The organism is Pseudomonas sp. 8_5_2, assembly GCF_059295255.1.
This window is the reverse complement of the sequence record NZ_CM181238.1, coordinates 332512-353210: the sequence shown is the minus strand read 5'-3', so window position 1 is coordinate 353210 and position 20699 is coordinate 332512. Positions and strand designations below refer to the sequence as shown.

Genomic DNA, 20699 nt, shown 5'->3' with positions numbered 1-20699 from the left:
CGGGCAGGCAAGCGATTGGTTGCCCGGTTCTTGACTTCATGCATGAACGTTTGGCCGCACCGAGTCGCCACGAATCTTCTGCACAACATCCCAGCCTATCGTCAGCACCGGAGTGACTCCTGACAGAATTCCCACTGTTTCCATGACCACACCGGGTATCTCGGCCGGATTCTGCGTCAAGTAGGCCCCCACCTCAGTCGCGTGATGCTGGATGTTCAATGAACGCTCCGTGATACCGAGGCTTGTTGCCGCCGCCCCTATCACGACACTGTCGGTTACGGACGGCATCGATGGTCCCCCCTGCTCACTCCAGACAACAGCAGCGGCAGCAACTTTCAAAGTCCCCTTGTGAGTCTTGGCCCATACCTGGAATTGCTTGGCAAAAGAAATCGAAGAACCAGCCTCCCCCCTACGTTGAACGACCAGGTTGAACGCAGACAAGACGCCGTCGACAATATTCAGTGCACCTTCTAACAAACCGGTCAGGAAAATCGCATTAGGCATGGAGAATCCGCCATTGCGATCGACCCGATTAATTGGATCACCTGTGCAATAGGTATAGGTATTGATCCCACCCATACCGAACGGGCTCAGCGCATCGGCACCATGGAATCTCATGAGTATCGGGTTATAGGTGCGATGGCCATTGCCAAGATGATAGTGGCCTGTCATTGAGTCGCGGTACTCTCCGCAGAATGCCAAGCGTGACCCAGATAGCCCATTAGAGGCGCCATATGCGGTGAAACCACGTGGATGGCCGTGCCGAATCATAGGCGAGTAGCCTCGATGGACCCTGTGGAGTTCCTTCTGACTTTTTTGAGCGCTGCAGCAGGTGATGGTGATGATGATGAGGAATCCATGTTTATGTTAACCACTCTCGGATTGATATTGATCACGACAGATCCAGAAGCTTGCTGAGAAGGCGACACCTGTACCTGCTCACCCAACTGTGCATAACCGGTCATAAGACGCATATTCTGCCACGCTGCGTCAGCAGCCCCCCTGAAGCCGCCGGTCAGGTTGCTGGCGATTGTTACGGCAGACTTGGCAATGGAAGTTACGTTGCCAACACTCATCATGCCTAAAGCGACGGGTTGCAGCCTTTCCGAGCCAGTGAATAATAAAGTCGTTCCCGTCAGTACCAGCGCCGACTCAACCAAGAGTTGCCAATTGCCCCAAAGTCCGGAGCGGTTCTGAATTCTGCTCGTCAACGCGGCAATATTCAGACCGGTATAGGCAGCAACTGTCGTCGCTCTGGTAACTTCGATGGAGGTCAGCACTTCCCAGAATCTACCTGATGGGTCGATTCTGTTGATGGGGTCTCCAGCACAGTAGGCATACTTATTGATTCCGCCCCGGCCGAAGGGGCTCAACCGATCGGGATTGAGAAAACGCATCAGAGAGGGGCTATAGAGCCTGTACCCGTTGCCAAGGTGGTAACAGGCCGTCACCTGGTCATGACGCTCGCTTGCGAACGCTGGCAGAGGACCAGGGCCAGATGGCGAGTGCCCATAACAGGTGTACGTCCTTTCAGAGGATCTTTGATCGCGTGATCCCGTATTCACCGAGCGCTGCGCATCTGTAATGAGTGAGGAGGCTCGCGTCATCTGTTAGTGCTCTGACACAGGATTTTGAAGACGACATTAACGCTGACCGACAGGCTCAGATACTGGTAAAACTGATAGGCCCACCAGCCCGATTTTTTCCTTCCATCGCCTACCTGCGCAGATCAAGGCGTGGCTTGTACCCACAACTTATCCACATGTTTGTATGGTACAGCGGGGACAGCATCACAGTTCCAATGCATTCAGTCGCTAATGCTCATAATTTGCTCAATAGCTTCAAGCCCATGAGCCCCGGGCCTCACAGGCGAGCACGAACATGTTACCCACAGGCTGGCCAACAGCAATTGTGGGAAACCTGAAAAAGCACCACCGCTGACCGAGGGGAGATTGATTGTTTTTTGATCAAACCAATGAAGCCCGCAAACCACGCGGCCTCCAGCGAAGCACAAACACTTTATCCACACCTTGGCGAACAGATTCGGTGGGCAAAACAGAGGCGCACCCGACATTTGTGCCAGTATCGTGAAATGAAGAAAAGTGATGGGGTAATGACCACTACTTTGGCATTACTCAGAAGTGACTTATGCACAGCGCCAAGAGGGAACCGTAAAGTGGTTCGATGGAGGGCGGGGGATTGGGGCTACTGGGCGTTCAATGTGGCCAGCGGGCATCATTAGCCTGTCAGGGCCAATCACCGGCAAGCCAGCTCCCACAGGTATTGCACTGACCCCGGAGGCAGTGGTGACCCTGTGAGAGCTGGCTTGCCGGCGTTGAGGCCGGTACAAGTGTCAGCGGAGCACGCCCTCTTCCACCAACAGCTTGAGAATCGCCTCGGCGCCTTCCTGTGGAGAAACATCCTTCAGCACCTTGCCGCCGCCGCCACTGGCCTTGGCCGTCGCCGCCTTCATCCGGTCAGCACCGCTCTTGGCCTTGATCACCTTCAACCGCTTGGGCCGAGGACGGGCCGGTTGCAACTCGGCATCGGCCAACAGCTCGTCGTCGACTATGGCCACATTGCGCGCCGCCAGCACTCCCCGGCGTGCGGGGCCGAAGGCGCTCTGACGCGGTTTCGGCGCAGCGTTATCCACAGTCGCCAGCAACGGCAGGCGCACTTTCAACCGACGCCGCTGACCACGCGGCAGCGCCTGCAATACCTGGGCGGTGCCGTTGTCGATCGACTCCACCTCGGCCAACCCTACAATCAACGGCCAACCGAGTTTTTCAGCCAGCAGGAACGGCAACATGCCCGACCCCTCGCCCGTTTCCGCCTGGCTCCCGGTGAGCACCAGTTGCGCGCCGGCATCGCGCAGGTAATCGCCCAGCACACCCAGCACATCGGCGCCGGCCGGCTGCTCCAGCACATCCAGATGGTCCAGCCCCATGCCCAGGTAGGCACGCAGCGCCTCTTCCTGCGGGTCGCCGGCATGCACCACCTGCAAGTTATCCCCAGCCAGTTGCAAGCCCAGTTCGACGGCGCGAGCATCCTGCTCGGCGCGGCGAGCGCGACCGGAGCTTGGGTGGGCACCGATGGAAACCAGGCTGATCACTTTCGTACTCATGCTCGTGCCCTTATGCCGCGTCGCGCTGGCCGCCGCTGCGGTAGTTGTCCACAGCTTCGATCAGTGCCTTGAGAATCGCCGAGCTGTCGCCAATCACCGACAGGTCAGCCCGTTTGATCATGTCGCAGCCCGGGTCCATATTGATCGCCACCACCTTGTCGCAGGCGCCAATGCCCTGCAGGTGCTGGATCGCCCCCGAGATACCCACAGCCACGTAGACCCGCGCGGTCACCCAGGTACCGGTCGCACCCACCTGGCGGTTGCGCGGCATGAAGCCGTCGTCCACCGCCACCCGCGAGGCGCCTTCTGTGGCGCCCAGCGTCGCAGTCGCCTGGTGGTACAGGTCCCAGTCCTTGACCCCGTTGCCGCCCGAGACGATGAACTCGGCCTCGGCCATGGCAATGGTGGCCGGGTCCACGGCCACCGAACCAAGGTCTTCGATGCGCGACAGGCTGCGCGCCACGCTTGTGGACAACTCCACCGGCAAGGCTTCGTGACGGGTTTCGCTGACCGGTTCGGCGCACTCAGCCGCCGCCAGGATCAGACGCGGCACGGCGCGTTGCAGGTCTTGCTGGCCAGCGCCAGCGCGGCCTACGCACTGGCCATCCTTGACTTGCCATACCCGCGTGGCCGGGCGCTCGCCCAGCGCTGCGCCGAGGCGCCGGCCCAGTTCGCCGCCGCCGGTGCGGCTGTCTGGCAGCAACCAGTGGCGTGGCGTGAACTGGTTATCCACAGCCCGCAGGCCCTGTACCAGCTGCTCCGGTACATAACCTTCGAAGGCCTCCCCTTCGATGACCAACAGCCTGTCGACGCCGGCTGTGGAAAAGTTGTTTTCCTTGTGTTCGCCAAACACCACCGCCAGCACAGCACCGTCGCTGCCAGCCAGGCTGTGAGCCAGGCCCAGCAGGTCGCGGTCGTGGCTGCTCAGGCGGCCACCGACCATGTCCGGCACCACGGCAATGTAGAACGCCGGCTCCGGCACCTGGTGCAGCGGCAGCTTGACCTCGGTCGCCGCCGTACGCCGCCCGCCCACACCGGTGCCCTGCTGGGCGCCGCTGCGGTCGATGCGCTTGATGCCCGCGGGGCCGATAAAGCCTGCGGCAATCGCATGGGGGTTCTTGCGGATGAGGCCATTGGGCCCCATCCAGCTGGTCTGCTGTGTCTGCATGGCCGCGTGCAGCGGGTGCAGGCGGTTACGGGCGATCCACTCGGCGCGTGGGTCGCGGCGGATAATGTCGCTCATCAGTGCACCTCCGCAGGTTCACGTTTGGCCGTTTGCGGCTTTGCGGTGGCAGGCGCGTCCTCTTCGATCAGCACGTCAGCCACCAACTCTGCCAAGTCCTTGATCTGTGGGCGCGGTTCGACCACGCCTTCGAGCATCGCAGTGCACTGCGGGCAACCCACGGCCACCAGTTCGGCCTCGGTTTCGCGGATGTCGTCCATGCGCATGTCCGGAATCCGCTGCTTGCCGGGGATGTCAGTGATCGGCGCACCGCCGCCACCGCCGCAGCAGCGGGAACGGAAGCCCGAGCGCTGCATTTCGCGCACTTCGATACCGAGTGCCTTGAGGACTTCGCGCGGTGCTTCGTACTCGCCGTTGTAACGACCCAGGTAGCACGGGTCGTGGTAGGTGACACTGCCGCCCTTGTGCTGACCGAGGTTGAGTTTTTTCGCGGCGATCAGCTCGGCGATGTAGGTGCTGTGGTGCTGCACCTGGTAGTCACCGCCCAGCTCGCCGTACTCGTTCTTCAGCACGTGGAAGCTGTGCGGGTCACAGGTGACGATGCGCTGGAACTTGTACTTGGCCAGGGTCTGGATATTGCGCTTGGCCAGCTGCTGGAAGGTCGCTTCGTCGCCGAGGCGGCGTGCCACGTCGCCGCTGTCGCGCTCTTCCAGACCGAGCACGGCAAAGTCCACGCCCGAGGCCTTCAGCACCTTGACGAACGAGCGCAGGGTGCGCTGGTTACGCATGTCGAAGGCACCGTCACCCACCCAGAACAGCACCTCGGTGGTGTTCACCTCGGACAGCAGTTGCAGGTTGAGGTCGGCGGCCCAGTTCATCCGCCCGCCAGGGGCGAAGCCGCCGGGGTTGTCGGTGGCGATCAGGTTGTCCAGCACCTCGGCGCCCTTGTTCGGGGTCGCGCCTTTTTCCAGGGTGAGGTGGCGGCGCATGTCGACGATGGCATCGACGTGCTCGATCATCATCGGGCATTCCTCGACGCAGGCACGGCAGGTGGTGCACGACCACAGCGTTTCGGCGTCGACCAGGCCATTGACGATCGGCTGGTGCGGGTGCCCGCCGTGCTCGCCGACTGGCTTGCCCGGGTACGGGCTGCCGGCGAACTTGGCATCGGTGCCACCGGCCAGGCCGATGACCATGTCCTGGATGAGTTTTTTCGGGTTCAGCGGCTGGCCGGCGGCAAATGCCGGGCACATCGCTTCACATTTACCGCACTGCACGCAGGCATCGAAGCCCAGCAGCTGGTTCCAGGTGAAGTCCACCGGTTTTTCCACGCCCAGCGGCGCGTTCGGGTCTTCCAGGTCCAGCGGTTTCAGGCCGGTGGAACGGCCACCGCCGAAGCGCTCGGCGCGGCGGTGCCAGGCCAGGTGCAGGGCACCGGCGAAGGCGTGTTTCATCGGGCCGCCCCAGGTCATGCCGAAGAACAGCTCCGATACGCCCCACAGCACGCCCAGGCCAAGGATACCGACCATGACCCAGCCGCCGGTGTTCGCGGGCAGGATGCCGGCGACCGGCAAGGTGGCAATGAAGAAGCTCACGGCGAATGCCAGCAGGCTTTTCGGCAAGCGCATCCATGGGCCCTTGGACAGGCGCGAGGGCGGGTTGAGGCGGCGCTTGAAGACGAACAAGGCACCGGTGAACATGATTAGCGTGGCCACCAGTAACGCGTAGCCAAGAATCTTGCTCTGCAGGCCGAAGCCATGCACCAGGATCGCCAGCGCGGCCGACAGCACGAAGCCACCGGCAGTGGCCACGTGGGTGTTGGACATGTACTTGTCGCGCTCGACCACATGGTGCAGGTCCACCAGGTAACGGCGCGGCATGGCCAGCAGGCCGCCGATCAGATCGACCTTGGCGGCCCGGCCACGACGCCACATGCGCACCCGGCGCAGGGCGCCGAGCACTGCCAGGCCAAGGGCAGCGAACAGCAGGATGGGTAGAAGGGTGTTCAACATGGGAGGCTCCCACAACAGCTGGATTCTTGCACCACTCTGAAGCTGGGATTGGCCCCTGTGGGAGCGGGTTTACCCGCGAATGCGCCCGGTCAGGCAACGGCGTTGTCAGCGCTGACGCATTCGCGGGTGAACCCGCTCCCACAGGGACCACGCCCGGTGGCGACGATTTGTTTCGATCAGAAGTCCTTGCACAGGCGCAAGGCGTCGTAGATCGCCGCATGCACGTTGCGCTGGGCCACGCAGTCGCCGATGCGATACAGCAGGTAGCCTTCGCCCGGCTGGCTGAGGATCGGCTGTGGCTGGATGGCAAACAGCGCCTCCACGTCGATCTGGCCCTTGTTGCGCGAACCTTCCTTCAGTGCGTAATACAGCTCTTCGTCAGGACGCACGCCGTTTTCCACCACTACCTGGTCGACCACGCGTTCTTCCTTGGCGCCGGTGTATTCGTTCTCCAGCACCGCCACCAGCTTGTCGCCTTCGCGGTAGACCTTTTCCAGCATCATGTCGCCGGTCATGATCACTTCTTTCGGGTACATGCTGCGGTAGTAGGTGGGGAAGGTGGTACCGCCCATGGCCACGCCCGGCTTGATATCGTCGGTGACGATCTCCACCTGGCTGCCCTTGTCGGCGATGTAGTCCGCCGCCGACATGCCGGTGAATTCGCAGATGGTGTCGTACACCAGCACGTTCTTGCCCGGTGCCACCTTGCCGTCGAGCACGTCCCAGCTGCTGACCACCAGCCCTTCGGCGGCGCCCCAGTGCTCGTTCTGCTCGACGAATGGATGGCCGCCCACCGCCAGCACGATGACATCCGGGCGCAGGTCCTGGATGGCGTCCACGCTGGCTGCCGTACCCAGGCGCAGGTCAACTTTCAGCCGCGCAAGTTCCAGTTGGTACCAACGGGTGATGCCGGCAATCTGGTCGCGCTGCGGCGCCTTGGCGGCAATGGTGATCTGCCCGCCGATCTGGTCTTTCTTCTCGAACAGGGTCACGTCGTGGCCACGTTCGGCGGCCACACGGGCCGCTTCCATGCCGGCAGGGCCTGCCCCCACCACCACGACCTTGCGTTTGACGCCGGTGGTCTTCTCGATGATGTGCGGCACACCCATGTATTCACGGGAGGTGGCGGCGTTCTGGATGCACAGCACATCCAGGCCCTGGTACTGACGGTCGATGCAGTAGTTGGCACCGACGCACTGCTTGATCTGGTCGATCTGGCCCATCTTGATCTTGGCGATCAAGTGCGGGTCAGCCATGTGCGCGCGGGTCATGCCGACCATGTCGACGTAGCCGCCTTCGAGGATGCGCGTGGCCTGGTTCGGGTCCTTGATGTTCTGCGCGTGCAGCACCGGGATCTTGACCACTTCCTTGATACCGGCCGCCAGGTGCAGGAACGGCTCCGGCGGGTAGCTCATGTTGGGGATGACGTTGGCCAGGGTGTTGTGGGTGTCGCAGCCCGAGCCGACCACACCAAGGAAGTCGAGCATACCGGTGGCGTCGTAGTACGCGGCGATCTGCTTCATGTCCTCGTGGCTGAGGCCATCGGGGTGGAACTCGTCGCCACAGATACGCATGCCCACGCAGAAGTCGTCACCGACCTCGGCACGCACGGCTTTAAGCACTTCCAGGCCGAACTTCATGCGGCCTTCGAAGCTGCCGCCCCATTCGTCGGTACGCTTGTTGACCCGCGGGCTCCAGAACTGGTCGATCATGTGCTGGTGCACGGCCGACAGCTCCACGCCGTCCAGGCCACCTTCCTTGGCCCGCCGCGCAGCCTGCGCGTAGTTGCCGATCACCCGCCAGATCTCTTCCACCTCGATGGTCTTGCAGGTGGCGCGGTGGACCGGTTCACGGATGCCCGACGGCGACATCAGGGTCGGCCAGTTGAAGCCGTCCCAGCGCGAGCGACGGCCCATGTGGGTAATCTGGATCATGATCTTGGCGCCATGCTTGTGCATGGCGTCGGCCAGGTTCTGGAAGTGCGGGATGATGCGGTCGGTCGACAGGTTGACCGACGCCCACCACTCCTGCGGGCTGTCGATGGCCACCACCGACGAGCCGCCGCAGATCGCCAGGCCGATGCCGCCCTTGGCCTTTTCTTCGTAGTACTTCACGTAGCGGTCGGTCGTCATGCCGCCGTCAGTGGCGTAGACCTCGGCGTGCGCGGTGCTGAGCACACGGTTGCGGATGGTCAGCTTGCCGATCTGAATCGGCTGGAACATTGCTTCGAATGCCATGACGCTATCTCCGGCTTACAACGGCTTTGTAACGAACAGGCCATCTTCGTGGCCTTCTTCTGACCCGCCGTAGACCTGTTCGGCCACGGTGCGGATCGAGCTGCCGCGGGCAGCGAGAATCTGGTCCATTGCGCCGGCGAACCAGCCGGTGAACATGTAGTCGACCTTGCGGCCGACCTTGCCGTACACGTACACGAACGCGGAATGCTTGAGCTTGACGCTGCAGGTGCCTTTGTCCAGGTCGATGTCCTGGATTTCGAACAAGCCCCAGCCACGCTGGCTCAGGCGCTTCATGTAGTGCTCGAACACCGCCACACCTTCCAGGCCATGGCACTCGGCTTCTTTTTCACACCAGTGCCAGGCCGACTTGTAGCCGGCCTTGTAGAGGATCTCGGCATAGGCGTCGGCGCCCAGCACTTCCTCGATGCCGATGTGGTTGTTGACGAAGAAATGGCGCGGCACATACAGCATCGGCAAGGCGTCGCTGGTCCAGACACCGGTTTCGCTGTCGACTTCGATTGGCAATTGCGGGGCGATCTTGGCCATGGAAACTCAACTCCATAAAATTTTTGTTTGGGTGCCCCGGCGTTGCTGGCAGGGGCTTCAGGCTTGGAGAGCGGCTTACTCGCCCCACACGTCCTTGAGGACGTTGACCCAGTTCTCGCCCATGATCTTGCGCACCACGCGTTCGGAGTGGCCGCGCTTGAGCAAGGTCTCGGTGAGGTTGGGGAATTCGCCCACGGTGCGGATGCCCAGCGGGTTGATGATCTTGCCGAAGCTGGTCAGGCGGCGGGCGTAGCCCTTGTCGTGGGTCAGGTACTCGAAGAAGTCCTGGCCGTGGCCCTGGGTAAAGTCGGTACCGATACCGATAGCGTCTTCGCCGACGATATTCATGGTGTACTCGATGGCTTCGGCGTAGTCGTCGATGGTCGAATCGATGCCCTTGGCCAGGAATGGCGCGAACATGGTCACGCCGACGAAGCCGCCATGATCGGCGATGAACTTGAGCTCTTCGTCCGACTTGTTGCGCGGGTGCTCTTTAAGGCCCGACGGCAGGCAGTGCGAGTAGCACACCGGCTTTTTCGATTCGAGGATGACTTCTTCGGAAGTTTTCGAGCCGACGTGAGACAGGTCGCACATGATGCCGACACGGTTCATTTCCGCCACGATCTCGCGGCCGAAGCCCGACAGCCCGCCATCACGCTCGTAGCAACCGGTGCCCACCAGATTCTGGGTGTTGTAGCACATCTGCACGATGCCCACGCCCAGCTGCTTGAACACGTCGACGTAGGCGATCTGGTCTTCGAAGGCATGGGCGTTCTGGAAGCCGAACAGGATGCCGGTCTTGCCCAGCTCCTTGGCCTTGCGAATGTCGGCGGTGGTGCGCACCGGCATGACCAGGTCGCTGTTGTCGCGGATCAGCTTCTGGCTGGCGGCGATCTGGTCGACGGTAGCCTTGAAACCTTCCCAGACCGACACCGTGCAGTTGGCCGCAGTCAGCCCGCCTTTGCGCATGTCCTCGAACAGCTCACGGTTCCATTTGGCAATGATCAGGCCGTCGATGACGATGCTGTCGGCGTGAAGTTCGGCTGGGCTCATCAGGCTGTCCCCTTTTGTTGATTTGGGCCGCGCCGAATCTTCTGCCGGCGCTTTGGGGCCAGCATATGCCTGTGCCCAAAGGCGCCCCGATGCAAAAACGACAGGGGGTTTGCCGAAAGCGTCAATGCGCGACATCGCGCCCTCTGGCATGCTGCCTGGCGATGAGAGACAGTCTCGATAACGACATATCCGGCCGTTTCATGAACATTTCGTCAGGGACCTACCACCTTGCCGTAAGCTGAGCGAGAATCCCTGCCATTCGTCAGCCTGTTGAGGAGAAAGCGGATGAGATCAATGGCATGGCTGGTATTGATGACAGTCGTATCGGGCGCCCAGGCCGGCGAGGAAGAAAGCACCCCGTGCGACAACGTCGACACCGACCAGCAGTCCTACGCCTGCGCTGCGTTCAACAAGCAGACCGCCGAGCGCGAGTTGAAAGCGGCCTATGACGACCTGATCCAGCGCATCCGCGACCAGTACGCCGACGAGGGTGACCAGACCACGGCCCTGATCGCGCGTCTGGATGCGGCAGAGCAGCTGTGGACGCAGCTGCGCGATGCCGACTGCAAGGTCGAGACCTATGCCGAGAAGCCCGGCAGCAAAGCGTTCCAGGCGGCGTGGGACACCTGCGTGGCGCAGCGCAGTGATGACCGCTCGGAGTATTTGCAGGCGATTGGGCAGCAATAGACACGTTACCCCGTTAGGAAAAGCTTGCAACTTATCTGACTTGGCAATCCGAAACACAGTGCACGCCAGACGCCTCAGCCGAGGCGTCGCACTGTACTGAAGGAAACCAAGACATGACTTCCAACATCAGCAAAACCGACATGGACAGCGCCATTGCCGCGCTGAAGAAAGAAGGCGAAGAACGCGCTGTAATGGTCGCCAACACCGTCTGCATTTTCGCCCCGGATGTACCGGCCACAGTTGCCGAAGACGTGCTGGATGGCATGCGCCTGATGAACCTGTCGGCAAACAAGAAGTTCGACAAAGAAACCCAGCAGCGCGAATGGTACAACTTCTACAACGATGGCCTGGGCAAATTCGGCTGGACACTGACCGGCGCCGCTCACGTCGAAGAGGCGCTGGACAAGGACACTCACACGCTGGCAACCCTGGCCCCTGAAATTGTCACCGTCCAGATCGGCCATAACCATCGTCTGAGCCGCTGTGTCAGACGCTCTTTCGAAGTGATCGTGAAAACGCCAAAGGCACAGCAACTGCTTGAAGAAAGCAGCGTGAGCGTTTCGGGTAAATCCAGCACCGTGCAGATTTCGGCCTGCGAAATGACGCCACAGGGCCTGCCGATCATGCACATGACCAGTGTTCAGTTGAGCTATGACAAAGCCGAGAAGGCCGCAGGCTCGTCCGGCCGCATCCTCGACAAATCGAACACCCGTGTCTACCGAGCCTCGCAACAAGGTTCGTTCAGTGTTCGCCACTTCGGTGCCATGCGCGAAGCCGTCAGGTTGAAGCTGGCCAGTCAAGCGGCCGACATCCTGGCACTGGACATCTAAGCCAGATTTGGCGCCGCCTGCGGCGCCATCTTCGGGTATTTACATACACACAATGGCCTGAACCATGCCCGCATCACCTGCCCCCCAACACCTCGAAGACCTTCACGACTGCCTGCGCCTGGCACAAATGGATGCCAACCTGGCCCACGACCGTCAGCAACACGGCCAGCAGTGGTTCAGCTTTTTTCTGAAAACCCTGGAAGACTGCGGTGTCGAACTGTTCGAACGAACAACCAAGAGCTTCAACTGCACCCCAACGGATGCTGTGTTTGAGGAGGTCTTCGCCGGCTGGATTCCACCACCTCAGGGCCGCAACCAAAGCTTCAGGCGGGTGGCAAGCGATGTGCTCAACGGCTTGCGGCAGCCTGACCTTGCACTCCTGTGCAGTACATCAACCAGCTCGCATATGCGCATCGGTTTTGACCATGATGACCCTGACAGCCCGGTGGCGCTTGTATTCCACCTGTGGTGTACGACTGCTGCAGACACCCCACGAACGCGCCTGACCCTGCACCTGGATCACTTGGGTGCCAGACTCTTGCCCCAGGCCTTCGAGGTACAGCGCGTACGCATCGAGGCCCGGCTCAGGGCACTGTCAGACCTCGATCAGATCTGATCAGCCAACTGAGGCTTGAGTGCCTGTCGCTCTGCCCGCGGGCAATGGCCGAAACGCCGTTTGTAGCAGCGCGTGAAGTACGACGGCAGCTCGAAACCGCACGCCACGCTGACCTGTGTGATGCTCATCTGCGTCTGGCACAGCAGCTGCCGCGCCTTGTCCAGACGCAAGCCAAGGTAAAACCCACTCGGCGTGTCATTCAGATACAAACGAAACAAGCGCTCCAATTGACGCCGGGTCACCTTGGCGCGGGCTGCCAGCTCCAATGTGCTCAGCGGTGGCTCGGTATGCTTTTCCATTTCACCGATCACCTGCACCAGCTTGCGGTTGCTGATGCCATAACGAGAGGCAATCTGCATCCGCTGGTGATCCTGACGTGGCCGGATGCGACCGAGCACGAACTGCTCCGACACCTGCACCGCCAGCTCGCCGCCGTGGGCCTGGGCAATCAGGTCGAGCATCAGGTCGATCGAAGCCGTGCCACCGGCACAGGTAATGCGCCGTCGGTCGATTTCGAACAACTCCTGGGTCACCTGCAGGCCCGGGTAGTTTTCCTTGAACGCCTCCAGCGCTTCCCAGTGCACGGTGGCGCGGTGGCCGTCGAGCAGGCCGGCCTCGGCCAGTACCACCGCGCCGGTATCGATGCCACCCAGAATCACCCCGTCATGGTCCAGCCGGCGCAACGCCTGCTGCAGCGCCGGCCCATAGCAGGCCAGCGGCTCGAAGCCGGCCACGATCAGCAGGATGCCACCCGGATCGGCTGCGGCCAGCGCCGCGTCGGCGTTCACCGACATGCCATTGCTGGCCTGCACCGCGCCGCCATCCAGGCTCAGCACCTGCCAGCGGTACGACGGCCCCTTGAACCGGTTGGCCACGCGCAGAGGTTCCAGGGCACTGATGAAGCCCATGGCGGAGAACCCGGGCAGCAGCAGGAAATGAATGATTTGCGGCATTGAATGCTCCACGGCAAAGGTGGTCGCCTCCGTGCAAGTGTTGGTCGCCAGGGTGCGATTTTTCACCCTGCCAGCAGCGTAGCGTGTTCACACGATCCACAGAGATCGAAACCCATAACAATATGCACTGCCGATGGAGAGCCACCATGCACAGCTTGATCCGCCGCAGCCTGTTGACCCTTGCCCTGAGCAGCATCGCCACCTCACCGCTTTTTGCCGCAGAGCCTGCGGCCTGCAAGAACGTGCGCCTGGGGGTGGTCAACTGGACCGACGTCATTGCCACCAGCGCCATGGCCCAGGTGCTGCTCGACGGCCTGGGCTACCAGACCAAACAGACCAGCGCTTCGCAGCAGATCATCTTTGCCGGTATCCGCGACAAACGCCTGGACATGTTCCTGGGTTACTGGAACCCGATCATGACCCAGACCATTACCCCGTTCGTCGATGCCGGGCAGGTCAAGGTGCTCGACAAGCCGAGCCTGGAAGATGCGAGGGCAACCCTGGCAGTGCCGAAGTATCTGGCAGACAAGGGTCTGAAGACCTTCGCCGATATCCACAAGTTCGAAAAGGAGCTGGGCGGGAAAATCTACGGCATCGAGCCAGGTTCCGGCGCCAACACCCAGATCAAGGCGATGATCGCCAAGAACCAGTTCGGCCTGGGCAAGTTCCAGCTGGTCGAGTCCAGCGAGGCGGGCATGCTTGCCGCCGTCGACCGCGCCGTGCGACGCAAGGAGGCGGTGGTGTTCTTCGGCTGGGCCCCGCACCCGATGAACGTGAACATCGACATGGCCTACCTGGGCGACAGCCAGGACGCCCTGGGCCCTGACGAAGGCCGTGCCACAGTGTGGACGGTGACCGCGCCAGACTACGCCGACCGCTGCCCCAACGCCCACCGCCTGCTGGCCAACCTGAACTTCAGCGCCGAGGACGAGAGCCGCATGATGCAGCCGCTGCTCGACCACAAGGATGCGCTGGAATCGGCCCGCCAGTGGCTCAAGGACCACCCCGAGGACAAAGCCCGCTGGCTGGAAGGTGTGACTACCTTCGACGGCAAGCCGGCTGCGGACAACCTCAAGCTCACCGCCAACTGACAGGTCCCTTTCGCAGCACAAGGCTGCTCCTACAGGTGTAAGGCTCAGGGTCACTGCTGACCCTGTGGGAGCGGGCATGCCCGCGAAAAGGCCAGCACAGACAACACAAGGAACCGATCCATGAACCACGACGTCATCATCACCTGCGCCCTCACCGGCGCCGGCGACACTGCTTCAAAGAGCCACTTGGTCCCGGTCACTCCCAAACAGATCGCCGAGTCTGCCGTCGAAGCCGCCAAGGCCGGCGCCACCGTGGTCCACTGCCATGTCCGCGACCCACAAACCGGCCGCTTCAGCCGCGATGTAGCGCTGTACCGCGAAGTCATGGAGCGCATCCGCGAGGCCGATGTCGACATCATCGTCAACCTCACCGCCGGCATGGGCGGTGACCTGGAAATCGGCCCAGGCGAATCGCCGATGGAATTCGGCCCCGGCACCGACCTGATCGGCCCGCTGGAACGCCTGGCCCACGTTGAAGCATTGCTGCCTGAAATCTGCACCCTCGACTGCGGCACTCTCAACTTCGGCGATGGCAACTCGATCTACGTTTCCACCCCGGCGCAACTGCGCGCAGGCGCCAAGCGCATTACCGAACTGGGCGTGAAGGCCGAACTGGAGATCTTCGACACCGGGCACCTGTGGTTCGCCAAGCAGATGATGAAAGAAGGCCTGCTCGAAGACCCGCTGTTCCAACTGTGCCTGGGCATCCCGTGGGGCGCGTCGGCCGACACCACCACCATGAAAGCCATGGTCGACAACCTGCCGGCCAACGTCACCTGGGCCGGCTTCGGCATCGGCCGCATGCAGATGCCGATGGCCGCGCAGGCGGTGTTGCTCGGCGGTAACGTGCGGGTGGGCCTTGAAGACAACCTGTACCTGGACAAGGGCGTGCTGGCCAGCAACGGCCAGCTGGTCGAGCGCGCGAGCGAAATCATTGCCCGCCTGGGTGGCCGCGTGCTCACCCCGGCTGAGGGCCGGGAAAAAATGAACCTCAACCGCCGCTGATGCCCTTCTGGAGCCCTGATATGCCCTTCATCACCGAGATCAAGACCTTCGCTGCCCTGGGTAGCGGCGTAATCGGCAGCGGCTGGGTTGCCCGCGCCCTGGCCCACGGCCTGGACGTAGTCGCCTGGGACCCTGCCCCCGGCGCCGAGCAAGCGCTGCGCAAACGTATCGCCAACGCGTGGCCGGCCCTGGAGAAACAAGGCCTCGCCCCAGGTGCAGCCCAAGATCGCCTGAAGTTCGTTGCCACCATCGAAGAATGCGTACGCGATGCCGACTTCATTCAGGAAAGTGCACCAGAGCGGCTGGACCTGAAGCTCGACCTGCACGCAAAAATCAGCGCCGCCGCCAAGCCCGACGCGATCATCGGCAGCAGCACCTCTGGCCTTCTGCCCAGCGAGTTCTACGAATCCGCCATTCACCCAGAGCGTTGTGTGGTCGGCCACCCGTTCAACCCGGTTTACCTGCTACCACTGGTGGAAATCGTTGGCGGCAATCAAACCTCGCCAGCGGCCATCGAGGCTGCAAAAACCATCTACACCGCACTGGGCATGCGCCCGTTGCATGTGCGCAAGGAAGTGCCCGGCTTTATTGCCGACCGCCTGCTCGAAGCGCTGTGGCGCGAGGCCTTGCATCTGGTCAATGACGGCGTGGCGACTACCGGCGAGATCGACGACGCGATCCGCTTTGGCGCCGGCCTGCGCTGGTCGTTCATGGGTACGTTTCTCACCTACACCCTGGCCGGTGGCGATGCCGGCATGCGCCACTTCATGTCGCAATTCGGCCCAGCCCTGAAGCTGCCGTGGACCTACCTGCCAGCGCCGGAGCTGACCGACCAATTGATCGACGACGTGGTCGACGGCACCTCGGAACAATTGGGGGATCGCAGCATCGCCGCGCTGGAGCGCTATCGTGATGACACCCTGCTGGCGGTGCTGGAGGCGGTGAAAACCAGCAAAGCCGAGCACGGCATGGCCTTTGGCGATTAAGGAGCACGCGATGCCCGAACTGATCACTTACCGCACCCCGGTCCAGGCGGACTGGGTGGACTACAACGGCCATCTGCGCGATGCCTTCTACCTGCTGATCTTCAGCTACGCCACCGACGCACTGATGGAACGGATCGGCCTGGATGCGGAGAGCCGTGGCCAAAACGGTCATTCACTGTTTACCCTGGAAGCGCACATCAATTATCTGCACGAAGTGAAACTGGGGACCGAGGTGTGGGTGCAAACGCAGATCCTCGACTTCGACCGCAAGCGCCTGCACGTGTATCACAGCCTGCACCGCGATGGCTTTGCCGAGGCATTGGCGGCAAGCGAGCAGATGTTGCTGCATGTTGACCTGGCAGGGCCGAGGTCGGCGCCGTTCGCGGAGCACAGCGTCGCTTGCCTACGGGAACTCCAGACCGCCGTAGGGTCGGCATGCCCGCAGTACGTGGGCAGATGTATCGGGCTAGGCCGCTAACCGAAGTTTTGCCAGCGGTGTAGAGCCCGCTGGCAAATTATGGCAGTGCGTTTCAGTACTCATTGCTCCACACCTGATAGACCTTATCGTCGAGCGAGCCGCCAAGCCAGTTGAGCTCAGCACCAGGGATTTCGACAGGTCCCTGCAATGTGGGCAGCTCAAGATCACCGTCCAGCCTGAGGCTAATGTACCTTGCCCCGCTGCCTGAATCGGACAGAATGCGAACCCTGGCACCCGGTTTGACTTTGGAAACTTTCAAGGACGACACTCTTTTCTGCCATCCCTCGCCACACATGTCTGCAAGGTAGGCGCTAACTCCACCTTTACTGGTGAAGGTGCAGGCGTTTCCCTGATAGTTTGCATGCTCGTAGACTGTGAAGTTATTACCATCCGCATAAAAGTCCTCCACTACTTCTCTGCGCTCATTGAAGCGGCGCGCCACGTCGTGATGCTCTCGTGTTCCAACAGGTATAGTTTCAAACTCAATATCCGGATTTGAGTGATACGGTATCAGTGGGCAAGCGGGATTGCAGCCATATGACATCTGAGTGCTGAACCTAGGACTTCCCGTAATATATCGATATCCAAACATATAGGGTGGCCTGCCGACTGGGTCTCCGTCATGCCAATTATGGTGGGCGCCTAAATTGTGCCCCAGCTCATGAGCCAAAGAACCAAAACATGAAACCACAGAGTGCCCTTGAGCTTTGGATGTGTTCAGCCACGCCATACCGCAGTACTCTCTACCTGCAGAGTACATGGAAACCAGGTCGGCACGCACTGCGTCTCGTACCTTGAGTAGATCAGGTCCAAAAGGTTTCGCCAGGCGCATGTCATCTAGTTGCTGCTTGTAAGTCCTGCCTGTCTCATCGTAGTCAGCGTCATAAAAACCCGCAAGCTGGTAGGTGATGGCTACACGACTGTTCCGCATGTAGAGGTTGGCATTTTGCAGTGCCTGGGCAAAAGGCAGCCGGTAACTGGGATTTATTGCCCTGGACTGTTTAGTAGACACCAGCAACATGCGTATTATGCTGTACGCCGATTGCGGCTGCTTGCCTGTGCTGGGGTCTTTAATTCCTGAGTCGAGGGCAGCCAACGGCTCGGCCTCCGGTGATAACTTAGCTTCATCAACTTTGACCAGCACATGCCTTTGGTTGCCGATGTAATCCAAGCGATAGAGTTGACCATCAATGTGGATATCGCCCACCACCTTATCGCCTTCACGGACAATGGAAACCCAGTTGAATGGGTCAAAATCCATTTCGGAAGGGGATGTAAAGCGCTGCCTGCGATCAGTTGCGACGTCACCCACCCAACCGATCATCCCTGGGGCCGGCGAATCGGAATTTCTAAGTTGATAATGGCTGACTTTACCGCTGGTCGACTGCACGATCAGTGTCTTGGCTTCAGCTGAAATGGCAGATGGCCTGACGTCCACTTCCTGGATATCAAGGGTGGCCGGGGCGGCTAGCAGGGTAGCGAGATAAGGGTATGTCCCAGGCTCATGTAGGAGGGCTTCCAGCGACTGACGCCCTTGTGCCGCTCGCAGCTCATAAAGCATCGCAGATGGAGCTCGAGAGTTCGGGGGCGCAGTAGCCGGAACGCTGCAGGCCGCTACAAGAAGGGCCGGTAAGATTATCCCCAGACACCTCAGAGCCATTGCTTTCACGATCTCACTCCACAGTGGAAATTCGAGACCACTTAAAAGCAGACAGCGCACTGTCACAACTGGCAGAAATGCCAGGCAGGTCCAGCCTGCGCATAAAAAATAGCCCCGGAAAGCCGTGAGCATCCGGGGCCAAGAGCGAGCAGCATCCACTGTGCATGAACGAGGGTGACCAAACCCTCCGTTGCGGTAGATGGCTTGAGTGTGCTCACTTCGCGGAGGGTGGATTTAGCCGTAAACGACCTGTTCTTAGCCAAAGCAGCCATGCCGGCATTCTGTTGTTGCGGGTATGTCGCGGTCGTCACAGAATCGGTCGTAAATCACAGCAGCACTCTCTTAGCGATAAAAGGGACAACAGCCATGATGCATGCGGATTTGATTGACCAGGACGACTTGGCAGGCCACCTGCGCGCGCGCGGGTTCGACATACCCGCCGGGGCCAGTGCCGAGCAGGCCTGCGAAGCGGTGGTGCGTGGGCTGACCGAGCCCAATGCGCGTGCGCTGAAGGGGATGGTGGAGCAGATGTATACCGGTAGCGCGACGATTCTGCCGGCGGTGCGCCAGGCGATCGACAAGCAGCTGTTGCCGGCCCTGGCGCAGTTCAGCAGGCGCGCCTGACCGAGTCGTCCTGTTCCGGCCCAATCGCCGGCAAGCCAGCCCCCACAGGGATCACACAAGCCCCGACACTTGTGCCGAACCTGGGGATAAGCCAATAACCCGCGCATGGTTTTGGCCAAGAACGCCGGCAGGGCGGCGAACACCGGAATGATCAGGCTCAAACTTTCGGAAGAAACGGTGAATGCCCAAGGATAGTGGCCAGCAGGTCCGGCCTCTTCGCGGGTAAACCCGCTCCCACAGAGATCGCGCACGCTTTTTAAATTCTGTGCAAGACAGTTGCTTCCACAGGCCGTGCACAGGCTTGAGCTTGCACGGTCCCTGTGGGAGCGGCTTTAGCCGCGAAGCAAGCGACGCAGTGTCAGAGCCTCACACTGGCAAACGTCGACTCGTTGCGCGCCTGGCTCAATGCCCCCAACGGCCCGCTGTGCGGCGACAGGGTCATGGCCTGCGGGATCGGCATCATCGCCACCTGCTGCGCAGTGTTGGAGCCCACACGCTCGTCACGCGGCGGGATGCCGAAGTACTCGCGGTAGCACTTGGAGAAGTGCGGCGTGGACACAAAACCGCACACTGACGCCACTTCGATGATCGACATCGGCGTCTGCTTCAGCAGCTGGCGTGCGCGGATCAGCCGCAGCTTCAGGTAATAACGCGATGGCGAGCAATGCAGGTATTTCTGGAACAGCCGCTCGAGCTGCCGACGCGACACCGCCACATACACCGCCAGTTCGTCCAGATCGATCGGTTCTTCGAGGTTGGCCTCCATCAGCGCGACAATCTCTTGCAGCTTCGGCTGGTTGGTGCCGAGCATGTGCTTGAGCGGCACGCGCTGGTGGTCCTGCTCGTTGCGAATGCGCTCGTAGACGAACATTTCCGAAATCGCCGCCGACAGCTCGCGGCCATGGTCGCGGCTGATCAGGTGCAGCATCATGTCCAGCGGCGCGGTACCGCCAGAGCTGGTGAAGCGGTTGCGGTCGAGGGTGAACAGGCGGGTGCTCATGTTCACCCGTGGGTAAGCCTCCTGCATCGCCGCCAGGCATTCCCAGTGCACGCTGCAATCGAAGCCATCCAGCAGGCCGGCGCAGGCCAGTGCCCAGCTGCCGGTACACACCGCACCAAGGCGGCGCGACTGACGGGCCTGAGACTGCAGCCAGGTAACGTGCTCACGGGTGACCGAACGCTGGATGCCAACCCCACCGCAGACGATAACGGTGTCGATGGGGGGGGCATTGGTGATGGCGGCATCGGGGGTGATCTGCAGACCGTCACTGGCCCATACCTGCCCGCCGTCGACGGTCAGCGTGTGCCAGCGGTACAGCTCCCGGCCAGAAAGCTGGTTGGCCATACGCAATGGCTCGACCGCCGAGGCCAGTGAGATGAGGGTGAAATTGTCCAATAGAAGAAACCCGATGGACTGGGGTGCTGTGCGGTTCTGGGTTGGGGTCCCGGAGGTGTACGACGTCATCGCGATTTCTCCTCACACAAATGCAGGGTGTGCCTCAGGCGGGCACTGATTTCTTGTTATTGCCCCGTTTCATGTGCAGGGCTGGGTGCCAATCTCAACGCAAACGCCGTGCCTGAAATTGAACGGCTATCCAAAAAAACCTGAAAACG

Annotated in this window: 19 protein-coding genes; 8 read left to right on the top strand and 11 right to left on the bottom strand. The window is 61.2% G+C overall.

Going from position 1 to position 20699, the window contains the following annotated elements:
- Window positions 1–36: 36 nt before the first annotated feature.
- The 8 genes from AC5O5R_RS01510 to AC5O5R_RS01475 form a co-directional block, all read right to left on the bottom strand.
- Window positions 37–771 (bottom strand): RHS repeat-associated core domain-containing protein, encoded by a 735-nt coding sequence (locus AC5O5R_RS01510; RefSeq protein ID WP_494514928.1) that lies wholly within the window; start codon window positions 769–771, stop codon window positions 37–39.
- Window positions 768–1565 carry an RHS repeat-associated core domain-containing protein gene (locus AC5O5R_RS01505; RefSeq protein WP_494515455.1) on the bottom strand — a complete coding sequence of 266 codons (798 nt, stop codon included), beginning with the start codon at window positions 1563–1565 and terminating at the stop codon, window positions 768–770. The genes AC5O5R_RS01510 and AC5O5R_RS01505 overlap by 4 nt, the downstream gene beginning before the upstream one ends.
- A gap of 788 nt (window positions 1566–2353) precedes the next feature.
- The gene (gene etfB / locus AC5O5R_RS01500; protein WP_172227241.1) at window positions 2354–3124 is read right to left on the bottom strand and encodes an electron transfer flavoprotein subunit beta; all 771 of its coding nucleotides are present in this window, start codon (window positions 3122–3124) and stop codon (window positions 2354–2356) included.
- A 10-nt stretch (window positions 3125–3134) separates the two neighbouring features.
- A complete protein-coding gene (etfA, locus tag AC5O5R_RS01495; RefSeq protein WP_172285249.1) occupies window positions 3135–4367 on the bottom strand; it encodes an electron transfer flavoprotein subunit alpha in 1233 nt (410 codons plus the stop codon).
- Window positions 4367–6319, bottom strand: a complete 1953-nt coding sequence (gene dgcB / locus AC5O5R_RS01490; RefSeq protein WP_172285248.1) for a dimethylglycine demethylation protein DgcB — start codon at window positions 6317–6319, stop codon at window positions 4367–4369. The genes etfA and dgcB overlap by 1 nt, the downstream gene beginning before the upstream one ends.
- A 176-nt stretch (window positions 6320–6495) precedes the next feature.
- On the bottom strand, window positions 6496–8556 hold the full coding sequence (gene dgcA / locus AC5O5R_RS01485; RefSeq protein WP_172285247.1) for a dimethylglycine demethylation protein DgcA: 2061 nt from the start codon (window positions 8554–8556) through the stop codon (window positions 6496–6498).
- 15 nt (window positions 8557–8571) lie between these two features.
- The gene (locus AC5O5R_RS01480; protein ID WP_016497619.1) at window positions 8572–9102 is read right to left on the bottom strand and encodes a DUF5943 domain-containing protein; all 531 of its coding nucleotides are present in this window, start codon (window positions 9100–9102) and stop codon (window positions 8572–8574) included.
- Between the two features lie 75 nt (window positions 9103–9177).
- Window positions 9178–10155: a dipeptidase gene (locus AC5O5R_RS01475; RefSeq protein WP_172227248.1), complete on the bottom strand. Its 978-nt coding sequence runs from the start codon at window positions 10153–10155 to the stop codon at window positions 9178–9180.
- A gap of 285 nt (window positions 10156–10440) precedes the next feature.
- Between AC5O5R_RS01475 and AC5O5R_RS01470 the strand changes: the two genes are divergently transcribed.
- The 3 genes from AC5O5R_RS01470 to AC5O5R_RS01460 all read left to right on the top strand — a co-directional run bounded on the left by AC5O5R_RS01470 (window position 10441) and on the right by AC5O5R_RS01460 (window position 12288).
- Window positions 10441–10842, top strand: coding sequence for a lysozyme inhibitor LprI family protein (locus AC5O5R_RS01470; protein WP_172285246.1), 402 nt, complete (start codon window positions 10441–10443; stop codon window positions 10840–10842).
- Between the two features lie 113 nt (window positions 10843–10955).
- Complete coding sequence (locus tag AC5O5R_RS01465; protein WP_256676230.1) at window positions 10956–11672, top strand: hypothetical protein; 717 nt, start codon at window positions 10956–10958, stop codon at window positions 11670–11672.
- A gap of 127 nt (window positions 11673–11799) precedes the next feature.
- Entirely contained in the window at window positions 11800–12288 is a 489-nt protein-coding gene (locus tag AC5O5R_RS01460; protein ID WP_494511969.1) for a hypothetical protein, read from the top strand.
- Here AC5O5R_RS01460 and AC5O5R_RS01455 read toward each other — a convergent pair.
- Window positions 12279–13241 carry a GlxA family transcriptional regulator gene (locus AC5O5R_RS01455; protein ID WP_172227254.1) on the bottom strand — a complete coding sequence of 321 codons (963 nt, stop codon included), beginning with the start codon at window positions 13239–13241 and terminating at the stop codon, window positions 12279–12281. The two genes, AC5O5R_RS01460 and AC5O5R_RS01455, sit on opposite strands and share 10 nt — an antisense overlap.
- Before the next feature lie 146 nt (window positions 13242–13387).
- Between AC5O5R_RS01455 and choX the strand changes: the two genes are divergently transcribed.
- The 4 genes from choX (at window position 13388) to AC5O5R_RS01435 (ending at window position 16801) form a co-directional block, all read left to right on the top strand.
- A complete protein-coding gene (gene choX, locus AC5O5R_RS01450) occupies window positions 13388–14332 on the top strand; it encodes a choline ABC transporter substrate-binding protein (RefSeq protein WP_172227256.1) in 945 nt (314 codons plus the stop codon).
- Between the two features lie 120 nt (window positions 14333–14452).
- Window positions 14453–15337 carry a 3-dehydrocarnitine:acetyl-CoA trimethylamine transferase CdhC gene (gene cdhC / locus AC5O5R_RS01445; protein ID WP_494514927.1) on the top strand — a complete coding sequence of 295 codons (885 nt, stop codon included), beginning with the start codon at window positions 14453–14455 and terminating at the stop codon, window positions 15335–15337.
- Between the two features lie 20 nt (window positions 15338–15357).
- On the top strand, window positions 15358–16323 hold the full coding sequence (locus AC5O5R_RS01440; RefSeq protein ID WP_172227712.1) for an L-carnitine dehydrogenase: 966 nt from the start codon (window positions 15358–15360) through the stop codon (window positions 16321–16323).
- Between the two features lie 10 nt (window positions 16324–16333).
- Window positions 16334–16801, top strand: coding sequence for a thioesterase family protein (locus tag AC5O5R_RS01435; RefSeq protein WP_494514926.1), 468 nt, complete (start codon window positions 16334–16336; stop codon window positions 16799–16801).
- 52 nt (window positions 16802–16853) lie between these two features.
- Here the strand turns inward: AC5O5R_RS01435 and AC5O5R_RS01430 are convergent, their stop codons facing one another.
- On the bottom strand, window positions 16854–18362 hold the full coding sequence (locus AC5O5R_RS01430) for a zinc-dependent metalloprotease family protein (RefSeq protein WP_172227708.1): 1509 nt from the start codon (window positions 18360–18362) through the stop codon (window positions 16854–16856).
- A gap of 465 nt (window positions 18363–18827) precedes the next feature.
- Here AC5O5R_RS01430 and AC5O5R_RS01425 point away from each other — a divergent pair, with 465 nt between their 5' ends.
- Window positions 18828–19085 carry a hypothetical protein gene (locus AC5O5R_RS01425; protein WP_159412923.1) on the top strand — a complete coding sequence of 86 codons (258 nt, stop codon included), beginning with the start codon at window positions 18828–18830 and terminating at the stop codon, window positions 19083–19085.
- 358 nt (window positions 19086–19443) lie between these two features.
- Here AC5O5R_RS01425 and gbdR read toward each other — a convergent pair whose 3' ends face one another.
- Window positions 19444–20550, bottom strand: coding sequence for a choline metabolism transcriptional regulator GbdR (gene gbdR, locus AC5O5R_RS01420; protein ID WP_172227706.1), 1107 nt, complete (start codon window positions 20548–20550; stop codon window positions 19444–19446).
- Window positions 20551–20699: the final 149 nt, after the last annotated feature.